At 67.1% G+C, this 26,012-nt stretch carries 22 protein-coding genes; all 22 read right to left on the bottom strand.

The features are described 5' to 3' along the window. Window positions 1-25: 25 nt before the first annotated feature. The 22 genes from nagZ to SH584_RS10090 all read right to left on the bottom strand — a co-directional run bounded on the left by nagZ (window position 26) and on the right by SH584_RS10090 (window position 26,012). Window positions 26-1,033 carry a beta-N-acetylhexosaminidase gene (nagZ, locus tag SH584_RS10195; protein WP_324806843.1) on the bottom strand — a complete coding sequence of 336 codons (1,008 nt, stop codon included), beginning with the start codon at window positions 1,031-1,033 and terminating at the stop codon, window positions 26-28. Beyond that, window positions 1,033-1,716, bottom strand: a complete 684-nt coding sequence (locus tag SH584_RS10190; protein ID WP_324806841.1) for an SPOR domain-containing protein — start codon at window positions 1,714-1,716, stop codon at window positions 1,033-1,035. The genes nagZ and SH584_RS10190 overlap by 1 nt, the downstream gene beginning before the upstream one ends. Window positions 1,717-1,808: 92 nt before the next feature. Continuing rightward, on the bottom strand, window positions 1,809-2,549 hold the full coding sequence (locus tag SH584_RS10185) for a hypothetical protein (RefSeq protein ID WP_324806839.1): 741 nt from the start codon (window positions 2,547-2,549) through the stop codon (window positions 1,809-1,811). Continuing rightward, window positions 2,549-4,279, bottom strand: a complete 1,731-nt coding sequence (gene argS, locus SH584_RS10180) for an arginine--tRNA ligase (RefSeq protein WP_324806837.1) — start codon at window positions 4,277-4,279, stop codon at window positions 2,549-2,551. Before argS ends, SH584_RS10185 begins: the two co-directional genes overlap by 1 nt. A gap of 42 nt (window positions 4,280-4,321) precedes the next feature. Further along, window positions 4,322-4,825, bottom strand: coding sequence for a D-Ala-D-Ala carboxypeptidase family metallohydrolase (locus SH584_RS10175; protein WP_324806835.1), 504 nt, complete (start codon window positions 4,823-4,825; stop codon window positions 4,322-4,324). A 72-nt stretch (window positions 4,826-4,897) separates the two neighbouring features. Further along, on the bottom strand, window positions 4,898-5,737 hold the full coding sequence (locus SH584_RS10170; protein WP_322841260.1) for a serine hydrolase: 840 nt from the start codon (window positions 5,735-5,737) through the stop codon (window positions 4,898-4,900). Window positions 5,738-5,903: 166 nt separating this feature from the next. After that, window positions 5,904-7,046 (bottom strand): DUF1501 domain-containing protein, encoded by a 1,143-nt coding sequence (locus tag SH584_RS10165; protein WP_324806834.1) that lies wholly within the window; start codon window positions 7,044-7,046, stop codon window positions 5,904-5,906. Window positions 7,047-7,048: 2 nt separating this feature from the next. Then, on the bottom strand, window positions 7,049-8,470 hold the full coding sequence (locus SH584_RS10160; protein ID WP_324806832.1) for a DUF1800 domain-containing protein: 1,422 nt from the start codon (window positions 8,468-8,470) through the stop codon (window positions 7,049-7,051). 58 nt (window positions 8,471-8,528) lie between these two features. Then, on the bottom strand, window positions 8,529-9,689 hold the full coding sequence (locus SH584_RS10155) for a deoxyguanosinetriphosphate triphosphohydrolase (RefSeq protein WP_324806831.1): 1,161 nt from the start codon (window positions 9,687-9,689) through the stop codon (window positions 8,529-8,531). Beyond that, complete coding sequence (locus SH584_RS10150) at window positions 9,686-11,380, bottom strand: SPOR domain-containing protein (protein ID WP_324806829.1); 1,695 nt, start codon at window positions 11,378-11,380, stop codon at window positions 9,686-9,688. Before SH584_RS10150 ends, SH584_RS10155 begins: the two co-directional genes overlap by 4 nt. 174 nt (window positions 11,381-11,554) lie before the next feature. After that, window positions 11,555-12,931, bottom strand: coding sequence for a cell division protein FtsZ (ftsZ, locus tag SH584_RS10145; protein WP_324806827.1), 1,377 nt, complete (start codon window positions 12,929-12,931; stop codon window positions 11,555-11,557). A gap of 158 nt (window positions 12,932-13,089) precedes the next feature. Beyond that, on the bottom strand, window positions 13,090-14,346 hold the full coding sequence (ftsA, locus tag SH584_RS10140; protein WP_324806825.1) for a cell division protein FtsA: 1,257 nt from the start codon (window positions 14,344-14,346) through the stop codon (window positions 13,090-13,092). A gap of 8 nt (window positions 14,347-14,354) precedes the next feature. Next, window positions 14,355-15,224: a cell division protein FtsQ/DivIB gene (locus SH584_RS10135; RefSeq protein WP_324806823.1), complete on the bottom strand. Its 870-nt coding sequence runs from the start codon at window positions 15,222-15,224 to the stop codon at window positions 14,355-14,357. Beyond that, window positions 15,221-16,120 (bottom strand): D-alanine--D-alanine ligase, encoded by a 900-nt coding sequence (locus SH584_RS10130; protein WP_416385178.1) that lies wholly within the window; start codon window positions 16,118-16,120, stop codon window positions 15,221-15,223. Before SH584_RS10130 ends, SH584_RS10135 begins: the two co-directional genes overlap by 4 nt. Before the next feature lie 38 nt (window positions 16,121-16,158). After that, on the bottom strand, window positions 16,159-17,058 hold the full coding sequence (murB, locus tag SH584_RS10125; protein WP_324806819.1) for a UDP-N-acetylmuramate dehydrogenase: 900 nt from the start codon (window positions 17,056-17,058) through the stop codon (window positions 16,159-16,161). Beyond that, window positions 17,055-18,467 carry a UDP-N-acetylmuramate--L-alanine ligase gene (murC, locus tag SH584_RS10120; protein ID WP_324806818.1) on the bottom strand — a complete coding sequence of 471 codons (1,413 nt, stop codon included), beginning with the start codon at window positions 18,465-18,467 and terminating at the stop codon, window positions 17,055-17,057. The genes murB and murC overlap by 4 nt, the downstream gene beginning before the upstream one ends. After that, window positions 18,464-19,624, bottom strand: coding sequence for an undecaprenyldiphospho-muramoylpentapeptide beta-N-acetylglucosaminyltransferase (gene murG / locus SH584_RS10115; RefSeq protein ID WP_324806816.1), 1,161 nt, complete (start codon window positions 19,622-19,624; stop codon window positions 18,464-18,466). Before murG ends, murC begins: the two co-directional genes overlap by 4 nt. After that, window positions 19,621-20,847 carry an FtsW/RodA/SpoVE family cell cycle protein gene (locus SH584_RS10110; RefSeq protein ID WP_322841272.1) on the bottom strand — a complete coding sequence of 409 codons (1,227 nt, stop codon included), beginning with the start codon at window positions 20,845-20,847 and terminating at the stop codon, window positions 19,621-19,623. The genes murG and SH584_RS10110 overlap by 4 nt, the downstream gene beginning before the upstream one ends. Next, entirely contained in the window at window positions 20,844-22,154 is a 1,311-nt protein-coding gene (gene murD, locus SH584_RS10105; RefSeq protein WP_324806814.1) for a UDP-N-acetylmuramoyl-L-alanine--D-glutamate ligase, read from the bottom strand. The genes SH584_RS10110 and murD overlap by 4 nt, the downstream gene beginning before the upstream one ends. Then, window positions 22,151-23,221, bottom strand: a complete 1,071-nt coding sequence (gene mraY, locus SH584_RS10100; RefSeq protein ID WP_322841274.1) for a phospho-N-acetylmuramoyl-pentapeptide-transferase — start codon at window positions 23,219-23,221, stop codon at window positions 22,151-22,153. Before mraY ends, murD begins: the two co-directional genes overlap by 4 nt. Beyond that, window positions 23,209-24,600 carry a UDP-N-acetylmuramoyl-tripeptide--D-alanyl-D-alanine ligase gene (locus SH584_RS10095; RefSeq protein WP_324806811.1) on the bottom strand — a complete coding sequence of 464 codons (1,392 nt, stop codon included), beginning with the start codon at window positions 24,598-24,600 and terminating at the stop codon, window positions 23,209-23,211. The genes mraY and SH584_RS10095 overlap by 13 nt, the downstream gene beginning before the upstream one ends. Beyond that, window positions 24,597-26,012, bottom strand: coding sequence for a UDP-N-acetylmuramoyl-L-alanyl-D-glutamate--2,6-diaminopimelate ligase (locus tag SH584_RS10090; protein WP_324806809.1), 1,416 nt, complete (start codon window positions 26,010-26,012; stop codon window positions 24,597-24,599). The genes SH584_RS10095 and SH584_RS10090 overlap by 4 nt, the downstream gene beginning before the upstream one ends.

The raw sequence follows: 26,012 nt of genomic DNA, 5'->3' as shown, positions 1-26,012 counted from the left end.
CAGCGATGGAGGAAGGCAACGCGCGCTAGACGAGCGCCAGCAACGCGTCGCGCTTCGCGATCGCCTCGGCAAAGTCGATATCGTCGTCGGGGGTGAAACGCATCGCCATCGCGCGTGACAGTCGCGCCTCGCCTTCGGGCGACAGGCCCGGCACCGCGTTGGCGACCGCGATCATATTCTCCATTTTCCCGTCGCAATGAAGCGCGGCGTCGCAGCCGGCGGCGACGCAGGCGGCGGCGCGCTGCCCATGGTCGCCGGCCAGTGCCTCCATGCCGATGTCGTCGCTCATCAGGAAACCGTCGAAGCCGATTCGCTGGCGGATGATGTCGTGGATCACGACCGGCGACTGGCTCGCGGGGCGCTTCGCATCCCACTGCGTGTAGAGCAGGTGGCTGGTCATCCCCATCGCCGCATCGCGAAGGCGCTCGAACGGCTCGATGTCGATGCTGAGCGCGGCATCGTCGGCGTCGACCACCGGCAATTCTTTGTGGCTGTCGACCAGCGCTCGGCCGTGCCCCGGAATGTGCTTGATGACGCCGAGCACGCCGGCCGACGCAAGACCGTCGAGGATAGCGCGACCGAGCGAGGCGACCTGCATCGGCTCCGATCCCAGCGCCCGGTCGCCGACAATGTCGGTCGCGCCGGGCTGGCGCACGTCGAGCATCGGCAGGCAATCGACGTTGACCCCCACCTCGTGAAGCATCAGCCCCAGCGCTCGCGAATTGACCCGCGCCGCCTCGATCGCGCTCGACGGCGCCAAACGATAAAGCTGGTCGAACGCCTCGCCGCTTGGAAAGGCGGGCCATTCGGGCGGGCGCATGCGCGCGACGCGGCCGCCTTCCTGGTCGATCAGGATCGGGACGCCGTCATGGCCTTCCAGGTCGCGGATCGAATCGGTCAGCGCCTTGGTCTGCGCACGCGTGTCGCAGTTGCGCGCGAACAGAATGTAACCCGCCGGCTTCGCATCGCGAAAGAAGGCGGCTTCGTCGGCCGTCATCGACTTGCCGGCAAGCCCGTAGATCGCAGCCTGCATCAGTTGACCACCAGGCAGCTCTCGCCGCCGGCTCGGAGTGCGGCGCAGGCGGCGCGGGTGGCGTCGGACGATCCCGACGCGCGTAGCCGATAAATCGGCTTGCCTTCGACCGTCGCCGACACGACGACCTTGTTCAGCGCCGCCACCTCGGGGAAGCGTCCGGCGAGCATCCGCCACGCGGTGTCGGCCTTGATGGTCGAACCATAAGCGCCAAGCTGGATCGCGGGGCCGCTTGCGCCGGCAGGCGTTTCAGGCGGCGCGGGTTCCTTGACCTCCTTGGGCGGAATCTTCTTCGGCGGCGGCGGTTCGGCCGGGTCGACCGGCTCGGGCGGAGGCGACAGTCCTTCTGGCAACCGGTTGAGGTCGAGCGCCGCGTCGGGATCCTCGCCCGCGCTGGTCGAATAAGCGGTTTCGCTGTCGCCGGCCACGTCGAGCCCGCCCGGATCCTCGGGCTTGCTCTTGTACGGTGCCGGGTCGGCGCGGATCAGTTCGGGCGCGCCAATTACCGCGGGATCGCGGCGGCCGAGCCAGAAAAAGGTCCCGGCAACGATTGCGGCGGCAAGCAACACGAACAGCAGGGCGAGCGCCATCTTGCGCGCCGAAATGCCGCGCGGGCCGTCCTCGTCGTCGACCCCCTCGAGCCAGGGCAGTCCCTGATCGTCGAAGGCGCGTGTGTCACTCATGTCCGATTCCCTCATGCCCCGGTCGGTCCGACCGCCGCTATCCTAGCCGCTTGCCCGCGCAAAGGGACAGGCGTCGCCGAAATTTTTGCGCGCTAGGCGACGGTGCAGTTGCGCCCGATCCCGCGCAGGTTGCCGCACAGCGCCTTGGCATGCTTCGCCGACGGGGTGCCAAGCTGCAGCCGGTAGAAGCGCTGCTTCTGCGGACCCAGCCGGACGAGCGAGATGTCCTTCGGCAGCGTCACCAGGAAGGTATAGTCGCGGATCATGCTCCGCCAGGCGGCCTCGGCTTGAAGCGGGGTGAGATAGACCCCCAGCTGCAACGTCTTGCCGCGGGAGATCATGGCGCGCCGATTGGTGACCGGCCGCACAATCGAGGGTCGCATTACCGGCTGCGGCAAGGATGCGACCACCGGTTGCGATGGCGGCGGCGCGGTCACGGTCTGGAGCGCGACCACGTCGCGATAGGCCAGCCGCTCGTCCGAAGATTTGAGCGTTCGGCGCGTGCGCGCCTTCGGCCGCGTGGCGCGCTGCGTCGTGACGCGCCCCTTGCGAACGACCGGAGCCTCTTCGACCTCGACCGGTTCGACGACCGGCGGAGTCTCGACGATCGTGGCGGGCGGAGGTGTCGACGGCAAATCGACGCTGGCGGTCGGGACGACAGGTGTCGAATCGCCGCGCGGCTGCTGGGTCACGACCCACAGCGAAGCCGCACCGACCAGCGCGGTAATGCCGATCGCTGCAATCGCGGGGCGCGAGGTCGAGGGTGCCGCAACGGGCGCGGGCGCAAGCCAGGGCAGCCGATCCGCATCGGGAACAACCACCGCTTCGCCCATCACCGCATCTCCTCGGCAGCCTCCACGCCCATCAGGCCCAGGCCGTTCTTGATGATCTGCCCGATCGCGCGCGCAAGTTCCAGCCTTGCACGGGTCAGATCGGGTTGATTCTCAAGCAGAAATCGCCGCGCTGTGTCGTCGTTGCCACGATTCCACTGGGCGTGGAGCGCGGCCGCGAGGTCGGACAGGTAGAAGGCGATGCGGTGCGGCTCATGGCTTAGCGCCGCCGCCTCCAGGATGCGCGGATATTGCGCGGCCAGCTTGACCAGCGCCAGATCCTCGGCATCGAGCAGCGACAGGTCGGCGGTCGTGTCGAGCGAGACGCCGATGTCCGCCGCCTTGCGCTGCAACGAGCAAATCCGCGCATGCGCATATTGGACGTAGAATACCGGATTGTCCTTCGACGCTTCGACCACCTTGGCGAAGTCGAAGTCGAGCATGGAATCTGTGCGCTTGGTCAGCATCATGAACCGGACGACGTCCTTGCCGACTTCGCGCACGACGTCGGCCAGCGTCACGAAATTGCCCGCGCGCTTCGACATCTTGATCGGCTCGCCCGCGCGGAACAGGCGCACCATCTGGACCAGCTTGACGTCCAGGTCGACGCGGCCGTCGGTCAGCGCGGTCACTGCCGCCTGCACCCGCTTGACCGTTCCGGCGTGGTCGGCGCCCCAGATGTTGACGAGGTGGTCGGCCGTCGCGGCTTTCTGAAGATGATAGGCCGCGTCGGCGCCGAAATAGGTCCAGCTTCCGTCCGACTTCTTCATCGGCCGATCCTGGTCGTCGCCGAACTGCGACGAGCGGAACAGTGTCAGTTCGACCGGCTCCCAGTCGTCGGGCGTCTCGCCCTTCGGCGCTTCGAGCACGCCTTCGTAGACCAGACCCTTGGCGCGAAGGTCGCTTTCGGCCGCCTCGACCCCGCCCGACGCCTGCAATTCGGCCTCGGACGCGAAGATGTCGTGGTGGATGCCGAGCAGCGCGAGGTCCGCCTTGATCAGCTCGATCATCGCCGCGACCGTCTTGCGCTTGAACAGGTCCAGCCATTCGCTTTCGGGCGCGGCGGCGTAGCGGTCGCCGAACTCGGCCGCGAACAGCTGCCCGACGGGGACGAGATAGTCGCCCGGATACAGGCCTTCGGGAATGTCGCCGATCGCCTGCCCCAACGCTTCGCGATACCGCAAATGCGCCGAGCGGGCGAGCGTGTCGACCTGGCTCCCCGCATCGTTAACGTAATATTCGCGAGTCACCTCGAAGCCCGCGGCCTCGAGCAGGCTGGCAAGTGCGTCGCCGACCACCGCGCCGCGGCAATGGCCCATGTGCATCGGTCCCGTCGGATTGGCCGAGACATATTCGATGTTGACCCGCTCGCCCTTGCCGATGTCCGACACGCCATAGCGGTCGCCCTCGGCCAGGATGGTGCCAAGCTCGTCGCGCCAGCTGCCTTGATCGAGGCGCAGGTTGATGAACCCGGGCCCGGCAATCTCGACCGCGGTCACCCCCGGAAGCGCTTCCAGCTTCGGCGCGATCAGCGCCGCAAGCGCGCGCGGGTTGGTCCCCGCCTGCTTGGCCAGCACCATCGCGGCGTTGGTGGCAAGGTCGCCATGGCTGGCGTCACGCGGCGGCTCGACCGCGACCGCATTGCGCTTGCCGTCGGCGGGAAGCGCACCGTCGGCGACGAGATCATCGAGCACGCCATCGAGCAGCGTGGAATATTGGGCATAGATCGACATGGCCGCGCCCGTAGCGCAGCGCGCGCCACGCGTCACTAAGGCTTAGCGCGCGGTCGGTGCGTAGATGATCCGGAACTGCGTCGCGCCGCCCTCGCCGGCCAGCACCATCTGCGGTCGTGGCTTCGACGGCGCGCGGCTACCCGGAGCACCGAACGCGAAATGGCTATGGTCGCCTTCGTCGAGCGATTCGATCAAATGATAGCCGGCTGCGCGAAGTGCGGCGGCGATCTGGTGATGCGCCACTCCCGGGCGGCGCGCGATATCGATCGCCCGGCCCGACAGGTGATAGCTGTTGATGACTCCGCCGACGCGGCGATTGTGCGCGACGCTGCGCAGCGTGCTCGTGACCCGCCCCCACCGCGAGCCGATGCCGACGGCCGACCCGATGTCGATCCGCCCACGTGCCGGGGCGTCAGGGACCAGCGACGGATCGAGCGGCTGCCCCGACTTCGGAACGTTCAGGATTCGGATGCCGAAATCGGTCGGAGTTGGATTTGCCGCCCCCGCCATTCCGGCCACGATCAATGCGATTGCCCCACCCGCCATCTCGGTTTCCTCCCGAGTCGGGTGTATAACAGAAATTTAACGATCGTGCGACCGGGGCAACTTCGGCGTCGCTCAGCGGGCGGAATAGGCCGGCATCAGCGGCGACCGAACCGTCGAGTAAAAACCGTCGTAAATATAGCGTGCGGCGCGCGCGATAATCCCCGGACGATCGGGAGTCGAGCGCGCAAACATCGCGACTGCGATTCGGCGGCCGTCGGGCATGGTGATGAAGCCGACGTCGCTCGCATAGCCCGACAGCGTGCCGGTCTTGTGCTCGACGCGGGTCCCCATAGGCAGCAGCCCGCGAATACGGTTCTTGCCGGTCGTGCAGCGCGCCATCACGTCGAGCAGATAGGCGCGGCTCGTCGGGCGAAGCAGTTCGCCGCTGTCGATGCGGCGGAGCAGCTCTACCATCGCCTTGGGCGTCGAGCTGTCGCGCACGTCGCGCAGGTCACGCTTCGAGCGCAGCAGTTGGTCGATGTTGCGGTCGACGCGAAGGCCCGTCAGCGCATGCTGGTTGAGCCAGCGCTGCAAAGTCTCCGGACCGCCCAGGTCGGCCATCAGCACGTCGGTCGCGTTGTTGTCGCTGCGGATCAGCATCGCGTCGATCAGGCTGCGCGCCGACCGGCTGCCGATGCGGTCGTCGAGGGTCCGTCGACCCGCTTCGACCTGCGCGAGGTAATTGGCGGCGACCGCGACCTTGACCGTGCTTGCCATCGGGAAGGGCTCGTCGCCGTGAACGCTGATCAGTTCGCCCGTCTTCAGGTCGAGCGCCGCGATCCCGACGTCGGCGGAATAGGGGCTGACCATCGAGCTCAGCTGATTCCGGATCGCCTGGAGCGAGGGCAGGCTCTGCGCGCTCGCGGGCGTCGCCGCGACCAATAGCCAAAACAGCAGTGTGACAAAGCGCATCGTTCGACCCCTGACCCTTTCGACCTTGCTACCGCAACGCCGACAGCTTGTGACCACGTCGTTCCGCTTAACGAACGATTACGCGACCAGCGGACTCTCTCGGACGACCAGTCGATCGCGAGTCGCCAATTTTAGGAAATCGCGATTAACCAAAGCCAAACGATGCTCAGCCGCGCATCAGCGGCTGCGAAAGCGCCTTCGGCCGCGTCTCGGGAAACAGCAGTACGGACGACCGCACGGGGTCCAGCCCAAAATGCTGGGCAAGCGCGGTCGCGACGAGCGCGTCGAGGTCGATCGTCGGCTTCAGGTCGCGGCCTTCATAAAGCGAAGCGTCCGACAGACCGGGCCAATCCGCGACGACCTTTCCGCCCGCTACCGCCCCGCCCAACAGCATCGCCGACGCGCCGGTGCCATGGTCGGTCCCGCCGGTGCCGTTGACCCTCGCCGTCCGCCCGAATTCGGTCGCCACCAGCACCAGCGTGTCGTTCCACGCGGTCCCCAGCCCCGCCCTCAGGCTAGTGACCATCGCGTCGAGCCCGCGCAGCTGCGCCGCAATCCGCCCGCGCTGCCCGTTATGCGTGTCCCAACCATTTGTCTCGATCATCGCAACGCGCGCACCGTCGGCGCCACTCATCAGCTTCGCGGCGAGCGCGCCCGCTGCCGCCCCGCCACGCGCCGTTCCGATGTCCCCCGCCTTCATCCGCGCCGCCTGCGCCTCCGACCACAGCGGCGCCAGCTGTGCGTCCTGTTCGTACAAATCGCCGATCCGAAGCAGCAGGTCGTCCGCCGCGGCGGGAATGTTCGACGGCGCATAGCTTGCCACCGGACGCGAGCCACGCAGCGCCAGCGGCACCGTCGGCGCCAGTGCGACGGCCTTTCCACCCGGCAATTCGCCAAGCAGGCGGTTCATCCATCCATCCTTGACCCGATAAGCCCCCGCGCCGCCACTCTCGAGCACGTTCTGACCATCGAAGTGCGACCGGTCGCGATAGGGCGACGCCACTGCGTGCACGAACAGCGCCTGGCGCTGCGCATAGAGCTTGGCCGTCTCCGCCAGCGCCGGATGCAGCGTGAACATCGAATTAAGTTTCGCCCCGGTCGCCGCCTCTGCCGCCAAGTCACCGCGAAGCCCCGCGAAAGCCGGATCGCCGGTCGGTGCCAGGATGGCCAGCCCATCGGCCGCTCCGCGCTGGATAACGAAGAGGAACCTTTTCTCGGTCCGCGCCCCTGCCGCGAACGTGACCTTCGGCATCGCCAACAGCGCTGCCCCCACGCTGCCAAGCTGGAGGATATTTCGACGGTCGAACATTTTTATCTCCGCAACATTTCTGGGCTTGCAAGCAGCAGTGCCAAACCCGTCTCGGGACTTTCGGCGCGGGCGATTGCCGAGTTGGTGCGCGCGCTCAGTCGGCTACCTAGGACCTTCGGCGCGAGGGCTCTCGCATCCACCCCCTCACCCGCCCGCTGCGCAATGTGCTGCGCCGTCTCCACCCGTCGCACCAGCGCGTCCGGCCCAGCCCAACTTGCCGCGTCATCCCCCCAACCTGCCGGCGACGGCGGTTGCCACGCGGGCTGCCCAAGCTCGCGGAGCAGGGCAACGGCGGCTTCGGGCGGCAACTCGACGAAACGAGTCGCGCGCAGGGCTGCGACCGTCCAGTCCCAAGGACTGCGGAACTTGGTGGACGTTGCGTCCCATGCTTCCGGGCTGTCGATCAACGCGCGATAGACGGTCGGCAGGTCGCCGCCGCTTTTCAGAAACGCCGCTTCGATCCGCGCCACCATCGCCGCTGGCGGGTTGTCGGCAGCGAAATGACGCGCAAGCTTGGTCGCAATGTGCCGCGCGGTGGCCGGATGCACCGCCAGCGCCGAAAGTACCGAGCGGGCCTGCTCCTCGCCGCCCTCGGCATAGTGCCGCCCCATGATCGTGCGCGCGCCGGGCTGATGAAGCTGCGCCGCGAAAACGAAGTCGCCCGGACTTCCTTGCGCGATCCTCGCGCCTGCGCCGCGCCCCACGCCCGCCACCGTCCATCCGGTCAACGCCCGCGCGAACTCGGTCACGTCGGCCTGGGCATAGCCCGTGCGGACTCCCAGCGTGTGCAATTCCAAGATCTCGCGCGCCAGATTCTCGTTGAGGCCGCGCTTGTTGCCTCGCGCAGCCGCGCGCGCTCCGACCACGCTGTCGGGACCGATCGACTGCGCCTGATCGAGGTAAAACAGCATCGCCGGATGGCGCTCGACCGCCAGCAGAATATCACCGAAGGTCCCGGTGACGTTCGGCCGGATCGCTTCCATCTCCAGCAGCCCGGCGAAGCCGACCACGGTCAGCTTCTGCGCCGACACGGCAAAATGGTTCGACCAAAAATGCGTCATCCGCTCGAGGAACGGCGTCGGAGTCGTCAGCGCGGATTGCAACCGGGCGCCGACCAGTTGCGGATAGGCATCGCGTGCCGCCCGGCGTGCCGCGCGCACTTCGGGGTCGCGCATCGGCATGTCGGTCATCGTCGGAGAAGTGGCGGCCGCCGCGCGCTGCTCCATCCGGGCCTCGCGCCGAATCGCGTAAAACTCGCCCAGATCGGCCGCGACCTCAGCGCGCGTGGGAATTCCGGCGATCTTCGCTTCGAAGCGACCGATCTGCGCCGCCGCCCAGCCACGCGGGTCCGATGTCGCATCGCTCGCCACATCGCCGCGAAGGCCAAGCCCGAAGCGGCTTTCCGCAAAGCTTCGGTCGGTCATCGAAAACTCCTTCAATCGAGGAGCTTAGCGTCGGCTCGGCGGCCTGAACGCCCGCTGACTAGAAGCGGTCGGGCATGAGCACGGGACCGATCAGCGCTTCGTGCCGCGCGATCGCGAAGCGGTCCGTCATCCCGGCGATATAGTCGCCAATGCCGCGCAGCCGCGCCTGTTCGCCGTCGCCGCGCTGCCAGCCTTCGGGCAGATGTTCGGGATGGTCGCGGTAACAAGCGACAAGGTCGGCGACGATCCGCTGCGCCTCGCGCCGGATCGGGGTGAGCGGCGGACTGTCGTAGAGGTTGGCATAGAGGTGTCGCTTCAGTGCGCGCTCTTCCTCGCGCATCGCGTCGGAAAAACCGACCAACTGCCGGCCTGCCGCGCGAACGTCGTCGATCGTCTCGACGCCCGCCTCGGCAATCCGCCGGCGCGCCTCCGTCAGCACATCGCCGACCATCGCCCCGATCCCGTCACGAACCAGCGCCTTCGCCTTGCGCGGCACGTCGAGGTCGGGATGACGTCGCTCGATCGCCGCCCACTGGCGCGCCACGAACGGAAGCTCCAGCAGCGCGTTAAGATCGAGGATGCCCGACCGCAGCCCATCGTCGATGTCGTGATTATCGTAGGCGATGTCGTCGGCGATCGCCGCGACCTGCGCTTCCAGGCTCGGCCAGCTTTGCAGGTCGAGGCCGAACGCCGCATCCGCTTCGGCCATCGCCCAGGTCGGGTTGCTCACCGGGCCATTGTGCTTGGCCAGACCCTCCAGCGTTTCCCAGCTGAGATTGAGACCGTCGAACCCCGGATAAGGATTCTCCAGCGCAGTGACGAGGCGCAGCGTGTGCCCGTTGTGATCGAACCCACCCGCGTCAGCGAGCCCGCGGTCGAGCGAATCTTCGCCCCCATGTCCGAACGGGGGATGGCCGAGGTCATGCGCCAGACACAGCGCCTCGGTCAGATCCTCATTCAAGCCGAGCGATCGCGCCATCGTCCGGCCGATCTGTGCGACTTCGATCGAATGGGTCAGCCGGACGCGGAAGTGATCGCCATCGGGCGCGACGAACACCTGCGTCTTGTGGCGCAGGCGGCGGAAGGCGACCGAATGGACGATCCGGTCGCGGTCACGCTGGAACGCGTCACGCGGCCCGCGCGGACCGCGATCGTCCTCGGCAAAGGCCCGGCCGCGCGATCGTTCGGGGTGCGCGGCAAGGGCCGGGGCAAGCATCATTTCGTGCCGATTTTCTCGATCTTGATCTGGGCGGGCGTGCGGGTCCAGCTAAAGCCGTCGACCCCTTCCTTGGCAAGCTTGTTGACGAATTCCTGCGCCTCCGACTTGCTGTCGAACGGCCCGACCAGCAGTCGGAAATAGTCCTTGCCCATTGTCACATAGCCCGACCGCGACTTCAGCAGCGTGCCGGCCTTAGCGGACAGCTTCTTATACTCGGTCGACATGCGGTCTTCGTTCGATCCGCCCGCCAGCTGCACCCAGTTCATGCCCGCGACGCCGATCTTTTCGACCTCAGCTTTGGCCTTCTTCACCGCGGCGAGCTTCTCCTCGCGCTTCTTGTCCTCGGCCAGCTTCTTCGCGGCAGCGGCCCTCTTCTCGCGCGCCTCGCGGGCGTCGCGATTGTCGGCGGCAACCTTGACTTTGGGGCTCTCAACCTTCGGGCGCGGCGCGGGTGGCGGCGGCGCGCTGTCGTCGATGGTGGCGAGCAGCTTTTCCAGACCGTCGAGCCGCTCGGCATCGGCGTTCAATTCGGCGATGGAGAAGGCGGGCGTCGGAGTAGCCGTGGCCGCAGTGTCGACCAGCGGTTCGGGCGTCGAATTGCCCGCCGTTTCGACGACCGGGGGAGATGCCGTCAGGCTCGCCACGGACGTGGCGGGCGGCGTGTAGGTGGGAACGGGCGTCGGCAGTGGCTGCTGGCTCGCCATCCGGACAGGCGCCGTCGTGATCGCCGGCGGCGTCACCGGCCTGCTAGCGACCTGCTGGGTCGGGGCGGGGCGCCGGATCAGCGACGCCGCGCGCTGTTCGCGACCGTCGAGGCCGCGGACCGCCGGATCACGCTCGACGCGAACCGCCGGACGGGTCTCACGCGGCTGGGGCGCCGGTCGCTGCGGGGCTGCCCGGGCGACGCGAACCGGCTGTTGCCGCGCCGCCGACCGCGCGGGATTGGCAAAACCGGGTTGCGGCGGCGGCGGCCCGGCCTGCGCAAGGCGCGTCGCGGCATCTTCCGGGAACAAGCCAAGGTGCACCGCGGCAGCTTTCTCGGTCATGCTCAAGCGGGGCAGCATCACGAAGAAGGGATCGAACCGCGCCGAGGCGCCGGGCATGACCGAGTTGATCGCCTGCGCCGCGCCCATCCGGTCACCCGTCAGCGCCAGCACGAAGGCGCGGATCCGCTGTGCAGCGACATCGCGGCGATTGAGCAGCGGCTGCAGCGCCACGATCGCCCCGTTGCGGTCGCCGGTGATGGCCAGGCTGAGAGCGATCCGGCGTCGCGCTTCGTCGGCATTCGCGCCGACCATTGCCAACCGATAATCGGACTGCGCCGCGCCGGGATCGCCCAGCAGGTCGCGCGCCATGCCGCGGTCCAGCGCCAGCGTGATCGGCGGCGCGCCCATCTGCAGCGCTTGGTCGAAATAGACGAGCGCGCCGCGCGGGTCGCCCATCTGCGCCATCGCCGCGCCAAGCCCGATCTTGGGCGCGGGGGTCGACGGATAGCTTTCCTCGGCCCGACTGTAGAAGCCGACCGCCGCTTGCAAGTCGCCAAGGTCGAGCGCCGCGCGCCCCGCCCCGATCAGCGACGTGAAGTCGCGCGGATTGCTGGCAAGCACGCGGATATGACGCGACAGCGCATTGCCGGGAGTTTCCGCATAGACGCCTTGCGCCATGACCGGACCGGCCGTCGTTAAGGCCAATCCCAATGCCAGGCCGAGCGCCAACGCTCTGGCCGGCGCGCGCGCCGATCGCATGTTTCGCATGATCCTCCCCATGCCCGATGGAAGCTTTCTGGAAGCTTGCTGGGAAGGGGCTAGCGGCGAGGTGTGGCCGCGCGGCGACGAGCGGCGCCAAGGCGCCGCCCGTCCACCGAATTACTGGTTGTTCTGGCGGTTGAGGAAGCGCGGAATATCGAGCGGTTCACGGCGGAAGCTCGGTGCCGGTTCCTCGTCGATCTTCGCCTGGTTCGCACCACGCGCGATGTTCGACATGCGTTCGAACAGCGTGCCGCTTTCCTTGGCGCCGGCGGTGATCGTCGCGGGCGCGCTGTCCATGTCGTCGGCCGGCGGCGCGATCGGGGTGCCGATGACCGGGTCCGACAGGATGTCGCCGCTGTCGAGCACGAGCTCGTCGCCGGCAACGTCACCTTCGGACAGGTCGAGGATATCCTCCTCGGCCGACGCACGCGGAGCGGGCGCAGCCGCGGGGGCAGGAGCCGCCGGAGCGGCGCCTCGACCTGCCGTCGGGAAGGTGAAGACCTTGCCCGGCTGCGGCTGGGCGGCGACTTCGGCTTCGATCCCGGTGGCGACGACCGACACGCGGATCTTGCCTTCCATATTGTTGTTGAACGCCGAACCCCAGATGATGTTGGCGTCGGGATCGACCAGTTCCTTGATGTGGCTGGCAGCCTCGTCGACTTCCATCAGGCGCATGTCCTCGCCGCCGGTGATCGAGATGATGACGCCCTTGGCGCCCTTCATGCTGACGCCGTCGAGCAGCGGGTTGGAGATCGCCTTTTCGGCGGCCTCGATCGCGCGATTGTCGCCCGACGCTTCGCCGGTGCCCATCATCGCCTTGCCCATCTCGCCCATCACCGAACGGACGTCGGCGAAGTCGAGGTTGATCAGGCCCGGCATGACCATCAGGTCGGTGATTCCGCGAACGCCCTGCTGCAGGACCTCGTCGGCCATCTGGAACGCTTCTTTGAACGTCGTTTCCGACGTCGCGAGACGGAAAAGGTTCTGGTTCGGAATAACGATCAGAGTGTCGACGTGCTTCTGAAGCTCTTCGATGCCCGCATCGGCCGAGCGGCCGCGACGCGCGCCCTCGAACGCGAACGGCTTGGTCACGACACCGACGGTCAGGATACCCTTGTCACGCGCGGTCTTGGCGATCACCGGCGCGGCGCCGGTGCCCGTGCCGCCACCCATGCCGGCAGCGATGAAGCACATGTGCGCGCCTTCAAGCGCGCGATCGATTTCCTCGATCGTCTCTTCCGCGGCAGCGCGGCCGATTTCAGGGCGCGATCCGGCGCCAAGGCCCTGCGTGATCTTCAGGCCGAGCTGCAGCCGCTGGTCGGCGGCCGAGGCATTGAGCGCCTGCGCGTCGGTATTGGCGACCAGGAATTCGACGCCCTGGACGTCGGACCGGATCATGTTCGCGATCGCGTTGCCGCCGGCACCGCCGACGCCGATGACACTGATCCGCGGGCGAAGTTCGTCGACCTCCGGCCGGATGAAATCAATGCTCATGGAAGAACCCCCTCGATGCTACAACGCGTTGAACCGTGGGGACGAATCTTTGCACCATGTCGATTCCACCCCCAAGCGAAAAATGGTCCACGGGGCAAAAAAGTGAAGAAATGATTCATTATGGGACGAGGGTGAGTCCGCCAAGCTTCACTTCGTGGTTAATAGCCCTGCTTTAACGCGCTGAAGAGTTTCCCGAAAAGACTGTTCGAGGTCTTCTTTTCGCGTGCCGACCCGGAAACGATGTCCCGAATGTCGCCGCTGCCGTTCCCGGCCAGCATCGCCAGCCCGACCATAGTCGAAAAGGCCGGTCCGCTATGCGCTTCGGGAAGGCCAGTGATCGTGCGCGGACGCCCAACGCGAACCGCGCGGCCGAGCACGCCTTGCATGTAATCGGCGATGTTCTTCAATTCCGCCCCGCCCCCGGTCAGTACGACCTGGCGCCCGACCGGCCCGGTGAAACCCAGCGACTTCAGCGCGGCCTCGACCTCGCTGGTCAATTCCTCCACCCGCTGGCGGATGACGGTGATCAGTTGGGCATGGGTGATGCGCAGCGGCTCGGCGCTATCCTCGCCGCCGATCGGGGTCGCCTCGACCATCTCGTGATTGTCGCGCGGGCTCGTCATCGCCGATCCGAAGCGGCACTTCATCCGCTCGGCCTCGCGCCGCGGCACGCCGAACGCGCAGGCGATGTCGTCGGTGATGTCCTTGGCGCCAAGCGGGATCGAGCGAAGCCCTACCAGCATTCCGCCGGCATGAAGCGACACATTTGTCACCTCCGCGCCAAGCTCGACCAGCGCCACGCCCAGTTCGCGTTCCTCGGTCGTCAGGCACGCCAGCGCCGCGGCCACCGGCGAAGCGACGATCGCCTTCACGCCGAGGTGCGCCGAGCGGATGACATAGTCGATGTTGCGAAGCGGCGCGGGGTCCGCGACGACGACGTGGATATCGACGCCCAGCCGGTCGGCATGAAGCCCGATGGGGTTGTTGACGCCCTCGACCCCGTCGATCGTGTAGAGCGCAGGATGCGCGTGAAGCACGACCTGCCCGTTGCGGTCGATCGCCTGCCGACCGGTGGTCAGCAATTCGTTGATGTCCGACTGTTCGACCGCATGGCCGCCAAGCTCGACCTCGACATTGGCAACGTCACTGACCAGTCCGCCCGCGGCGAAGCTTGCCCACACGTCCTCGATCGTCACGCCCGACATTCGCTCGGCCAGTTCGACCGCCTCGCGCACCGCGACTTCGCTCGCTTCCATGTCGGTGACATAGCCGCGCTTGACCCCGCGGCTCTCGCGCTGGCCGGTGCCAAGCACGCGCAGCCGCCCGTCGGGATCGCGAGTCACGATCAGCGCGGTGACCTTTGACGACCCAATGTCGAGCGCCGTGATCAGCGGCTGGTCGGAGGAAGCGGACATCGGGCGGCTTAACTTTCGGACACGGGTTCGGGAATGATCGGCTCGCCGGGCTCGCGCGGGAGGCGAACGATCATCTTGTCGGGGACTCGAAGATCGAACCGCAGCATGCCGCGGCCGAGCAGGCCAGCCGACTTGTCCATTTTCGCGAACTTGGTCAACGCCGCCATCGCCGCCGCCTCGCCTTCGGGAAGCGCGATTGTCTCGCCCGACTGGAACGACAGGTCCCAACGCCGCTCGCCGATCCAGCTTGCCGACACCAATTGCGCCTTCAACGCCGGCGCCTTCGACAGCAGGGTGTCGAGCGGCACCGCCTGGATGTTCGCGCCCTTGCCTACCAGCAGCGGCAGGTCGGGCATGCGGCTGACCGGTACACGGTCAAGGACCACGCCCTCGGCATCGATCAGCGACAGGCGCTGGTCGTCCTGCCACAATGCAGCGGGTTTGCGCTCGACGATGTCGATGACCAGCGTGTCGGGGAAGCGCCGCGATACGCGCGCGTCCTTGACCCATCCGAACTTGAGCAGCCGCGCGCGGATCGCCTCGACATCGACCAGCGGCATCGCGGTCGTCTGCTGGTCGAGCGCAATCGCATAGACCGGGCGCGGGTTCATTTGCCGCAGCCCCTTGATGTCGACGCTTTCCACCCGAAAGCCCGCGTCGCCGACCGCTTCGCCAGCGGCCAGACCGATTTTTGCGGGCACGTCGAGCGCGACGATCGCCACGCCCGCGATCGCGACGACGAACGCCCCGAACGCCCACGTTGCCACGCGATTGGCCTTGGCCTGCCCGATGGTCGGACGCGCCGCCGCCTTGCGCGGGGTCGACTTCGCCCCACGCCCCTTCGCGTTCGATCCGCGTCGGACGCGGGCCGCGCTCATCCCTGCAGCGCCTCGGCGATAATCCGTTCGACCAGTTCGCCGTAGCCGATGCCCTGCTGCTTGGCCTGCTCGGGCACCAGGCTCAGCGGAGTCATTCCCGGCTGGGTGTTGACCTCCAGCAGATAGATACCCGCCTCACCTTGCTCGTCGTCCCAGCGGAAGTCGGAGCGCGACGCGCCTTTGCACTTCAACAACCGGTGCGCCTTCAACGCCATCGCCATCATTGCCTCGGCGATCGGCACGGGGATCTGCGCCGGGCAGATGTGGGTCGTCATGCCATCGGTATATTTGGCGTCGAAATCATAGAAGCCCGCTTTGGGCTCCAACTCCGTCACGCACAGCGCCTGGTCGCCGAGCACCGCCACGGTCAGTTCACGCCCGCGAATGAACGGTTCGGCCAGCAGCCGGTCGAAATGCCGCCACGGGCCTTCCGCTTTCGCACTGATCGGGTGCCCGTAATTGCTGTCGTCGGTGACGATCGCCACCCCGACCGAGCTGCCCTCGTTGATGGGCTTCAGCACATAGGGACGCGGCATCGGGTCGCCTTCGTATAGCGACGCGCTCTCGACGATCTTGCCCTTGGGCATGCGAATTCCGCCGGGCACGAGCACCAGCTTGGTCAGCTCCTTGTCGATCGCGATGACCGAGGTTTCCAGCCCCGAGTGGGTGTAGGGAATCTGCATCAGGTCGAGCATGCCCTGCACCGTGCCGTCCTCGCCGGGCGTGCCGTGAAGCGCGTTGAACACGACGTCGGGGCGAATGCCCGCCAACACCGACGCGACGTTGCGGTCCATGTCGACTCCGACGACGCTGCTGAAGCCCTGCTCCTTCAGCGCCGCGACGATCCCTTCGCCGCTCATCAGCGACACCGGTCGTTCCGACGACCAGCCGCCCATCAGCACGACGATGGTGAGATCGCGATTGAGCTTGCCGGTCACTGCTTTTCCACTCCGATTCTCTGGATTTCCCATTCGAGGTCGACGCCGCTGTCGGCCTTGACCCGGCGCCGCACTTCCTCGCCCAGCGCCTCGATATCGCTGCTGCTTGCCTGTCCAAGGTTGAGCAGGAAGTTGCAATGCTTCTCCGACACCTGCGCGTCGCCGATCGTCAGCCCGCGGCATCCCGCGGCGTCGATCACCTGCCACGCCTTGTGCGGCAGCGGGTTCTTGAAGGTCGATCCGCCCGTGCGGCTGCGCAGCGGCTGGCTTTCCTCTCGCGCCGCCGCGATGCGGTCCATCTCGGCCTGGACCGCCGCCGGCTCGCCCGGAACCCCGCGAAAGGTCGCGGACACCACGATTGCACCCTCGGGCAATTCGCTGTGGCGATAGGTGTAGCCAAGGTCGTCGACGCCAAGTGTCCTCACCTCGCCCGACCGAAGCACCACCTCGCACTCGACCAATATCTCGCAGGTCTCGCGGCCGTAGGCGCCGCCGTTCATCCGGACGAACCCGCCGACCGTGCCAGGGATCGAGCGGAGGAATTCGACCCCTGCGATCCCGGCGTCGCGCGCGGTCGAGGAGACCAAAATCCCGCTCGCCCCGCCGCCGCAGCGAAGCGTAGTTGCGTCGAGCACTTCGACCTTCGCAAACGCCTTACCCAGCCGCACCACCACGCCGGGCACCCCGCCGTCGCGAACGATCATGTTGGAACCGAGGCCAAGCGCCATCACCGGCACGGTCGGATCAAGGTCGCGAAGGAACTGCACCAGGTCGTCGCGATCGGCGGGCTCGAACAATTGCTCGGCCGCCCCGCCCGACTTGAACCACACCAGCGGCGCCAACGGCGCGCCTGCCTTCAGCTTGCCGCGAACGGCCGGAAACGTCGCGACGCTCACTTGGCCGCCCTCGCCGCCGCGATCCCGTCGGCAAGGCCCGCTGCCCACTTGGTGATGTCGCCCGCGCCCATGCACACGATCAGGTCGCCCGGCCCGGCGAGGTCGCGCAGGTTCGCGGCAAGGTCGCTCGCATTCTCGACCGGCTTGACCATGCGATGCCCGTGCGCGCGCAGACCGTCCGCCAACGCGGCGGCGTCGATCCCCTCGATCGGCTCCTCGCCGGCGGCAAAGACCGGTGCGACGAACACCACGTCGGCGTCGTTGAACGCGTTCTGGAAGTCTTCCATCAGGTCGCGAAGGCGGGTGTAGCGGTGCGGCTGCACCACCGCGATGACGCGTTCCTCGGCCGCTTCGCGCGCCGCCGACAGCACCGCGCGAATCTCCACCGGATGATGCGCGTAATCGTCGATCACCCGCGCCCCGTCGATGTCGCCGACCGGGGTGAAGCGCCGCTTGACGCCGCTGAACCGCTCAAACCCGCGCGCGATCACCGCGTCGTCCATCTTGAACTCAAGGCCCACCGCGATCGCCGCCAGCGCGTTGAGCACATTGTGCCGCCCCGGCATCGGCACGAACACGCCCTCGATCGTCCGCCGGCTGCCGTCGCGCTCCAGCACGGTCGCGTCGAACCGCGTCCCGCCATTCTCCGGCATGATGTTCTCCGCGCGAAGGTCGGCCAGCGCCGAGGTGCCATAGGTCATCACTCGCCGATCGCGGATCCGGCTCAGGATGTTCTGCACTTCGGGATGGTCCACGCACATCACTGCGAGCCCGTAGAAAGGCACATTCTCGACGAATTCGACGAAGGCGTCCTTCACCTGGTCGAAGCCGCCATAATGGTCGAGGTGCTCGGGATCGATGTTGGTCACCACCGCGATCGTCCCGTCGAGGCGAAGGAAGCTGCCGTCGCTTTCGTCGGCCTCGACCACCATCCAGTCGGACTTTCCCAGCCGCGCGTTCGATCCATAGGCGTTGATGACGCCGCCGTTGATCACAGTCGGATCGATCCCGCCGGCATCGAGCATCGCCGCGATCATCGAGGTGGTCGTCGTCTTGCCGTGCGTTCCCGCGACCGCGACGGTCGACTGCATCCGCATCAGCTCGGCCAGCATCTCCGCCCGGCGCACCAACGGCAGGCGCCGCTCGATCGCCGCCTCGACTTCGGGATTGCCGCGACTGATCGCGGTCGAGCAGACCACGACGCGCGCATCGCCCAGATTGTCGGCATGGTGCCCGATCGCGACCGGGATCCCCGCCTTGCGCAAGCCTTCGACCGCATAGCCGTCGTTCTGGTCGGACCCCTGCACCGCATAACCAAGATGATGCATCACCTCGGCGATGCCGGACATGCCGATGCCGCCGATCCCGACGAAGTGGATCGTCCCGATTTCGGTGCCCATCGCCTTCATGCCGGCGCTCCGGTCGCCAGCGCCATCTTCGGCGTCTCGGCCGTCGTCGCCGGTCCAACAAGCACGGGCGCGTCGCCGCCTGCGATCCGTTCGACCAGATCGGCAAGGTCGCGCGTCGCATGTGGGCGCCCGACCGACAGCGATCGCATCGCCGCGTTGGACAGTGCCTGCGCGTCGCCTGCGATCGCCTCGATCTGTGCCGCAAGCACTTCGGGCGTAAACTCGCTCTGCGCGATCATCCGCGCCCCGCCCGACGCCGCCATTTCGCGCGCGTTGACGGTCTGATGATCGTCGGTCGCGCTCGGCAGCGGGATCAGGATCGCCGGGCGCCCCGCCGCGGTCAGTTCGGCGATGGTCGATGCCCCGGCACGCGCAATGACCAGATGCGCTTCGGCGATCTGCGCGGGCATGTCCTCGATATAGGTCGACAGCTCGGCCGGGATCGACAGCGCGGCATAACGCCCGCGGGTCGTCTCGATATCGTCGGCGCGGCATTGCTGCACGACCTGCAACCGGTGGCGCAGCGACGGCGGCAACAGGCCCAGCCCCTCGGGCACGACCTTGCCAAGGATGCTCGCCCCCTGGCTTCCGCCGGTGATGAGCAGCTTCAACGGCGCGGTGTCGTCATAGTCGGGGAACGGCATCGTCCCCAGCCGCGCGACATTTTCGCGCACCGGATTGCCGACCAGCACGACCTTCGACCGATGCGACCGCTTCAGTCGCTCGATGTTGGGATAAGCCGTCGCGATCGCGCGTGCGTCGCCCGACAGCCAGCGGTTGACCCGACCCAGCACCGCATTCTGTTCGTGAAGGATCGTCGGCACCCCCGCCGCGCTCGCCGCCAGAAGCGCGGGGAAGGCCGGATAGCCGCCGAAGCCGACCACCGCGTCGGGCCGATGCTGACGATACAGTGCCTTGGCCGCGCGCCGCCCGGCAAGCACCGACCGCACCGCCTTCAACATGCCGATCGGCCCGCCGCCGAGCCGCCCGGCGGGCAGGATATGCGTCGGGACGTCCTTGAACAGTCCGGGAAAGCGCGTGCCGCGATCGTCGGTGACCAGCATCACCCCATGCCCGCGCGCCTTCAGCTCCGCGGCCAGCGCGTGCGCGGGAACCATGTGCCCGCCGGTTCCTCCGGCGGCGAGGACGATGTTCATGCCTTGATGCTCTCCCCGCCCCATTTCACGACATAGGGCGAGCGGGTCAGATACGGATTTCGGCGCGTGAAGGCGAGCAGCAATCCCATCGCGATCGACAGCGCCAGCATCGAGCTTCCGCCATAGGAAACGAACGGCAGCGTCATGCCCTTCGACGGCGCGATCTGGACGTTGACCGCCATGTTGATCAGCGCCTGCAGCCCGAACTGGATCGCGAGGCCCGCCGCCGCCAGGATCGCGAACGACGATTCCTCGTCGAGCAGCTTGATCAGCACTCGCGCCACGATGCCCATGTAGAGCAGCGCGATGGCAAGGCAGGCGATGAGCCCGAATTCCTCGCCAATGACCGAGAAAATATAGTCGGTGTGCGGCTCGGGCAGCCCAAACTTGCGCGTGCCGCCACCCGGCCCCATCCCGAATAGTCCGCCCGCGGTCAGCGTCCGCATCGCGTTCTGCACCTGGAAATTGTCGCCCTCGCCGAACAGGAAACCGTCGATGCGGACCTGCGCCACGTCATAGAAGAAGTAGGCGAGCACCACCGCGACCAGCCCCGCCGCGCCGAGCGCGCCGAGGATCCGCAGGTTGAGCCCTGCCAGCGCCAGCATCGCGATCCACACGCAGCCGAAGATGATCGTCGACCCGAAGTCGGGCTGGAGCATCAGGCACACCGCAACGAAGCCGAGCAGCCCGCCCGACAGCAGGAACACCGGCAGCCCCTTTTCCTTTTCCTTCAGCGACAGCAGCCACGCCAGCGCGACGACGAAGAAGGGCTTCAAAAACTCCGACGGCTGCAGCTGGCCGACGCCAAGCTCGATCCAGCGGACCGCACCGTTCTTTTCCGCGCCGATGAACGGCACCACCGCCAGCAGCACCAGGAAGATTGCAGCCCCGCCAAGCGAGAAGCGCCGCGCCCGCTCGCGCGGCATCATCGACACCAGGATCATCACCGGAAGCGACACCGCAATCCACATGATCTGACGATAGAAGAAGAACAGCTCATTGATGCGGACCGACCCGCCCGAATAGCGCTGCGCCGCAGCAGGCGACGCGGCGGCGACCGCGATCAGCCCGGCGCCGATCAGCACCGCGAGCAGCAGCAGCAGCACCCGGTCGATTTCCCAGAACCAGCGCCCTACCGCCGACCGGTCGGAGCGGCCGTAGCGCGACGGATCGACCATGGCGGCGCTCGCCTTGATCCGCGTCCCGATGGTCGTCGTGTTCATAGCCCCTCCACCAGTTCCCGGAACCGGTCCCCCCGCGCCTCGAAGTCCTTGAACTGGTCGAACGACGCGCTTGCCGGGGAGAGTAGGACAGTCTCCCCCGCTTGTGAATCCTTCGCGGCGCGATTCACCGCATTTTCAAGCGTTTCGCACTCAATGACTTGGGCGCCAGCCTCGCGCAGCAACCGCGCGAACATCGGCCCCGCCTCGCCGATCGTGTAGGCGGCGACGACATGGCCAATATGGGTGGCGGTATCGCCCAGCGTTTCGGCCTTGGCCTGCCCGCCCACGATCCACCGCACGCGCGGATAAGCCGCCAGCGCCGGCGCGGCGGCCTCGGCATTGGTCGCCTTGCTGTCGTTGACGAAGAGAACGCCATCGCGATCGCGGATGCGCTCCATGCGGTGGGGGAGGCCAGGGTAGGTGCGGAGGCCTTCCTCAATTTGCTCGTCGTCGAGAAGCAAATCATCGCAGACGAGGTAGGCGTTGATAGCGTTTTGCAGGTTGTGCGGTCCTTGCAGCGAGGGCCATCCCGATTGGCGGATCGAGAGTTCAAGCGGCCGGAAGTAGGGCGCCGCTTCAGCGACCACTGCGCCTAACGTCTGACGAATTTGCGATTGCAGGCCTTGCAGCATGCCGATTTCGTAATCTGGTTCGGTTGTAATGAGCACTCCCTTGCGGGACATCTCGAACAACCGCGCTTTCGACGCCGCATACGCCTCGAAACTCTCATACCGGTCGAGATGGTCGGGCGTGATGTTGAGCAGCACCGCCACGTCGCAATCGAGGCTCTTGGTGAGGTCTATCTGGTAGCTCGACAGTTCGAGCACATAGACCCCGCCTTCGGGTAGCGGGTCCTGGCTCAGGATCGGCAGGCCGATGTTCCCGCCCATCGTCGTCGGCACGCCCGCGGTCTTGAGAATGTGGTGCACCAGCGCGGTCGTCGTCGACTTGCCGTTGGTGCCGGTAATCCCAACCACCTTGTGCGGCGGAAGCTCGGGCCGCGCGCGGGAGAACAGTTCGATGTCGCCGATGATTTCGACCCCCGCCGCCTTCGCCGCCGCCGCGATCGGGTGGCGGTTGAGCGGCAGCCCCGGCGTCACGACGATACTGTCGAACCGCGACAGGTTGCCGCCGACGAAATCCTCGATCTGAACAGCGGCTGGCACTTGCGCGCGCGCTTCCTCTCGGTCGTCCCATGCGGTCACTCGCGCCCCGCTCGCCAGCAGCGCCTCGACCGTCGCCAGCCCGCTGCGCGCGAGGCCAAGGACTGCATAATGGTGGTCGGCGAAGGCCTTGGCCGTGATCACCGCAGCTTCAGCGTCGACAGCCCCGCCAGTGCGAGGATGAAGCTGATGATCCAGAATCGGATCACGACCGTCGGCTCGCTCCACCCCATATGCTCGAAGTGATGGTGGATCGGCGCCATCTTGAAGATGCGCTTGCCGTAGCGCTTGAACCAGAAGACCTGGACGATCACGCTGACCGCCTCGACCACGAAGAGCCCGCCAATCACGGCCAGCACGAATTCGTGGTGCGTCGCCACCGCGACCGCGCCGAGCGCGCCGCCAAGCGCGAGGCTGCCGGTATCGCCCATGAACACCGCCGCCGGCGGCGCATTGAACCACAGAAACGCCAGTCCCGCCCCGACGATCGCCAGCAGCAGGACGGTCAAATCGCCCGCGCCCGGCACGTGCGGAATCCCCAGATATTCGGCGTAGCGCGCGTTGCCGACCAGATAGGCGATCAGCACGAATGCCACCGCGGCGATGATCACCGGCATCGTCGCCAGCCCATCGAGTCCATCGGTCAAATTTACCGAATTGCCGAACGCAACGATCACGAACGCGCCGAACGCGACGTACAGCCAGCTAAGGTCGACCACCGCCCCCTGCACGAACGGCAGGTAAAGCTGCGTGCCGGATTCCCGCACCATCAGCCACGTCGCGAATCCCGCGATCGCGAATTCCAGGAACAGCCGCATCTTGCCGCTAAGGCCGGCGTGATGCGCCTTCTTCACCTTGTCATAATCGTCGAGGAAACCGATCAGCCCGAAGCCCGCCGTCACCAGCAGGCACGCCCAGACGTAGGGGTTGGCAAGGTCCATCCACAGCAGGACCGATACGAACACCGAAATCAGGATCAGCAGCCCGCCCATCGTCGGCGTTCCGCGCTTGGCGAGGTGGCTCTGCGGACCGTCGGCGCGGATCGGCTGGCCCTTGCCCTGCTTGGCGCGAAGCCAGCGAATGAACGCCGGGCCGAGCAGCAGCCCGATCAGCAGCGCGGTCGCCGCGCCCGCGCCGGCGCGAAAGCTGATGTAGCGGATGAGGTTGAGGATTCCGGGGAAGCCCAACTGTTCGGCGATCACGTAGAGCATGTCGCGAGGCCCCCTGCCATTCGCTCGACCAGCCGCGCAAGGCCGATCGAATTGGATGCCTTGACCAGCACCACGTCCCCCGGCTCGACGATCCGCGCCAAGATCTGCGCCGCATCGTCCGCCGCTTCGGCGCGGTCGACGATAACGTCACCGTCCAACGCATCTTCCAGCGGCCGCATGTCCCCGCCGACCAGGACCAACTGGTCGACCTTCGCCGCGATCACCGCCGGCGCCAGCGCCGCATGCATCGCATCGGCTTCGGCGCCGAGTTCGCGCATCGGCCCGAGCACCGCGATCCGCCGCGTCACGTCGCGCTCCTCGCCGAGCGACTGCAGCGTCGCCGCCATCGACGCCGGATTGGCGTTGTAGCTTTCGTCGATCAGCAGGAAATGCCCCTCGCCGACCGGCAGGCGATGCCGCTCGCCGCGACCCTTTAGCCCGCCCATGTCGGCCAGCGCCAATCCCGCCAACGCGACATCCGCGCCAGCCGCCTCGACCGCGGCCAGCACCGCCAGCGCATTCGACACCCAGTGGTCGCCACGCTGCGCGATGGTGAAGGTCAGTTCGCTGTCGACCAGCCGCGCGGTGACCAGGCTTCCGCCCGCCTCGGACCGCACCGCATGAAGCGCGGCGACGTCGGCATCGGGTCCGCCAAATCCGATAGTGCGATCGGCAAAGCGTCGTGCGCCCCTGACCAGCCGGTCGCGCCATTCGCTGTCGTCGGGAATGATCGCGACGCCCTCGGGCTCCAGCCCCTCGAAGATTTCCGCCTTTGCGTCGGCGATCGCTTCCATCGATCCCAGATGCTCGATGTGGGCCGAAGCCAGCGCGGTCACCACCGCGACATGCGGCCGCACGAGCCGCGTCAGCGCGGCAATCTCGCCGGCGTGGTTCATGCCCATTTCGAGCACCGCATATTCGCTAGTCCGCGGCATCCGCGCCAGGCTCAGCGGAACCCCGGTGTGATTGTTGTAGCTCTTGACCGAGCGGTGCACCCGCCCCGGTGCGCCACGCTCCAGCGCGACCGCCAGCGCTTCCTTGGTCGAGGTCTTGCCGACCGACCCGGTCACCCCGATCACCTTGCCGGTTATCCGCGCGCGCGCCGCGATCGCCAGTCGCGTCAGCGCTTCGGCAACATCGTCGACTAGGATGTGCGTCCTGTCGACCCTGCGCGACACCAATGCCGCCACCGCGCCCATGCCGTACGCGCGCTGGACGAAGTCATGGCCGTCGGCGACGCTCCCCGGCATCGCGACGAACAGATGCCCCGTCTCGACCTCGCGGCTGTCGAAGGTCACGCCGACCACCTCGAACGGATCGCCGTGCAGAGTTCCGCCAGTCGCCGCGACGATCTCGTCGCTGGTCCACAGCGCGCTCACGAGGCACATTCCCGTGCCACGGTCACATCGTCGAATGGCAGCACCTGGTCCTTCAAAATCTGTCCCTGCTCATGTCCCTTGCCTGCCAGCAGGACGATATCCCCCGCGCCCGCCATCGCGATCGCGGCGGCAATCGCCTCGCGCCGGTCGCCGATCTCGGTGGCATTCGGCGCGCCCTGCATCACCTCCTTGCGGATCGCGGCGGGGTCCTCGCTGCGCGGATTGTCGTCGGTGACGATCACCACGTCGCTCAGCCGCCCGGCGACCTCGCCCATCGGCGCGCGCTTGCCCTCGTCGCGGTCGCCCCCGGCGCCAAGCACCGTGATCAACCGTCCCTCCACATGCGGGCGAAGCGCCTCGATCGCTGCCTGAACCGCGTCGGGCGTGTGCGCATAGTCGACATAGACCGGCGCGCCCGTCCGCGAAATCACCGCGCGCTCCAATCGTCCGCGTACCGGCGCAAGTCGTCCCATTCCCGCCAGCGTCGCATCCCACGCACCACTCGTCGCCAGCACCAACCCCGCCGCTACCAGTACGTTCGCCGCCTGATACGCCCCGATCAGCGGCAACACCAATCGATACTCGCGCCCGTCATGACCCAGCGTCAGCACCTGCCCCAGCGGAGTCGACGATCGCGCCTTCAGCTCGATCCCATCGGCGCCCGGCCCGACGGTCAGCAGCGTCAGCCCGCGCCGCGTCGCGCTCTCGACCACGTCGGCCGATCGTGGATCGCCAGTCCACACTACCGCCGTGCCGCCATCCTCGACCACCTCGTCGAACAAGCGCATCTTGGCGGCGAAATATTCGTCCATGTCGGCATGGTAATCGAGGTGGTCGCGGCTGAAGTTGGTGAACGCCGCCGCGCGTAACCGCACGCCCTCGACGCGATACTGGTCGAGGCCATGGCTCGACGCCTCATACGCGACGTGGCTGATGCCGAGCGTCCGCATCCCCGACATGTTGTTGAGGAAGGTGACGATGTCGGGGCTGGTCAGTCCGGTCGACACCTGCTCGTCGGCCGTCGTCACGCCCAGCGTCCCGATCGACGCCGACCGATGTCCCGCCATCCGCCACAATTGCCGGGTCATCTCGACCGTCGAGGTCTTGCCGTTGGTCCCGGTCACCGCGACGATCGTGTCTGGATAGGGCGCGAAGAAGCGCGCAGCTAGGTTGGCAAACAAGCGACGCGGCTCGGCATCGGCCAAGTGCACGGCATTGGCGACGTCCGCTTCGGGGCGCGCGACGACCGCGATCGCGCCGCGCTTCACCGCCTCGGCAATGAAATCCTCGCCATTGAAGCGCGCGCCGCGAAACGCGCCGAACACATTGCCCGCGACGACCTGGCGATGGTCGAGCGCAAAGCCGGTGACCTCGGAATCATGATGGCCGCCCGTAAGCTCGCCCAGGCGCAT

The organism is Sphingomonas sp. LY29 (assembly GCF_035593985.1).
In the GTDB taxonomy this organism is placed as follows: domain Bacteria; phylum Pseudomonadota; class Alphaproteobacteria; order Sphingomonadales; family Sphingomonadaceae; genus Sphingomicrobium.
Note: the sequence above shows the minus strand (reverse complement) of the source record. Positions and strands in the feature narration are given on the sequence as shown.

Coding starts and splice junctions, on each gene's coding strand:
- nagZ (WP_324806843.1), bottom strand. CDS start 1,033: ATGCAGGCTGCGATCTACGGGCTTGCCGGCAAGTCGATGACGGCCGAC.
- SH584_RS10190 (WP_324806841.1), bottom strand. CDS start 1,716: ATGAGTGACACACGCGCCTTCGACGATCAGGGACTGCCCTGGCTCGAG.
- SH584_RS10185 (WP_324806839.1), bottom strand. CDS start 2,549: ATGGGCGAAGCGGTGGTTGTTCCCGATGCGGATCGGCTGCCCTGGCTT.
- argS (WP_324806837.1), bottom strand. CDS start 4,279: ATGTCGATCTATGCCCAATATTCCACGCTGCTCGATGGCGTGCTCGAT.
- SH584_RS10175 (WP_324806835.1), bottom strand. CDS start 4,825: ATGGCGGGTGGGGCAATCGCATTGATCGTGGCCGGAATGGCGGGGGCG.
- SH584_RS10170 (WP_322841260.1), bottom strand. CDS start 5,737: ATGCGCTTTGTCACACTGCTGTTTTGGCTATTGGTCGCGGCGACGCCC.
- SH584_RS10165 (WP_324806834.1), bottom strand. CDS start 7,046: ATGTTCGACCGTCGAAATATCCTCCAGCTTGGCAGCGTGGGGGCAGCG.
- SH584_RS10160 (WP_324806832.1), bottom strand. CDS start 8,470: ATGACCGACCGAAGCTTTGCGGAAAGCCGCTTCGGGCTTGGCCTTCGC.
- SH584_RS10155 (WP_324806831.1), bottom strand. CDS start 9,689: ATGATGCTTGCCCCGGCCCTTGCCGCGCACCCCGAACGATCGCGCGGC.
- ftsZ (WP_324806827.1), bottom strand. CDS start 12,931: ATGAGCATTGATTTCATCCGGCCGGAGGTCGACGAACTTCGCCCGCGG.
- ftsA (WP_324806825.1), bottom strand. CDS start 14,346: ATGTCCGCTTCCTCCGACCAGCCGCTGATCACGGCGCTCGACATTGGG.
- SH584_RS10135 (WP_324806823.1), bottom strand. CDS start 15,224: ATGAGCGCGGCCCGCGTCCGACGCGGATCGAACGCGAAGGGGCGTGGG.
- SH584_RS10130 (WP_416385178.1), bottom strand. CDS start 16,120: ATGGGCGGCTGGTCGTCGGAACGACCGGTGTCGCTGATGAGCGGCGAA.
- murC (WP_324806818.1), bottom strand. CDS start 18,467: ATGAAGGCGATGGGCACCGAAATCGGGACGATCCACTTCGTCGGGATC.
- murG (WP_324806816.1), bottom strand. CDS start 19,624: ATGAACATCGTCCTCGCCGCCGGAGGAACCGGCGGGCACATGGTTCCC.
- SH584_RS10110 (WP_322841272.1), bottom strand. CDS start 20,847: ATGAACACGACGACCATCGGGACGCGGATCAAGGCGAGCGCCGCCATG.
- mraY (WP_322841274.1), bottom strand. CDS start 23,221: ATGCTCTACGTGATCGCCGAACAGTTGGGCTTCCCCGGAATCCTCAAC.
- SH584_RS10090 (WP_324806809.1), bottom strand. CDS start 26,012: ATGCGCCTGGGCGAGCTTACGGGCGGCCATCATGATTCCGAGGTCACC.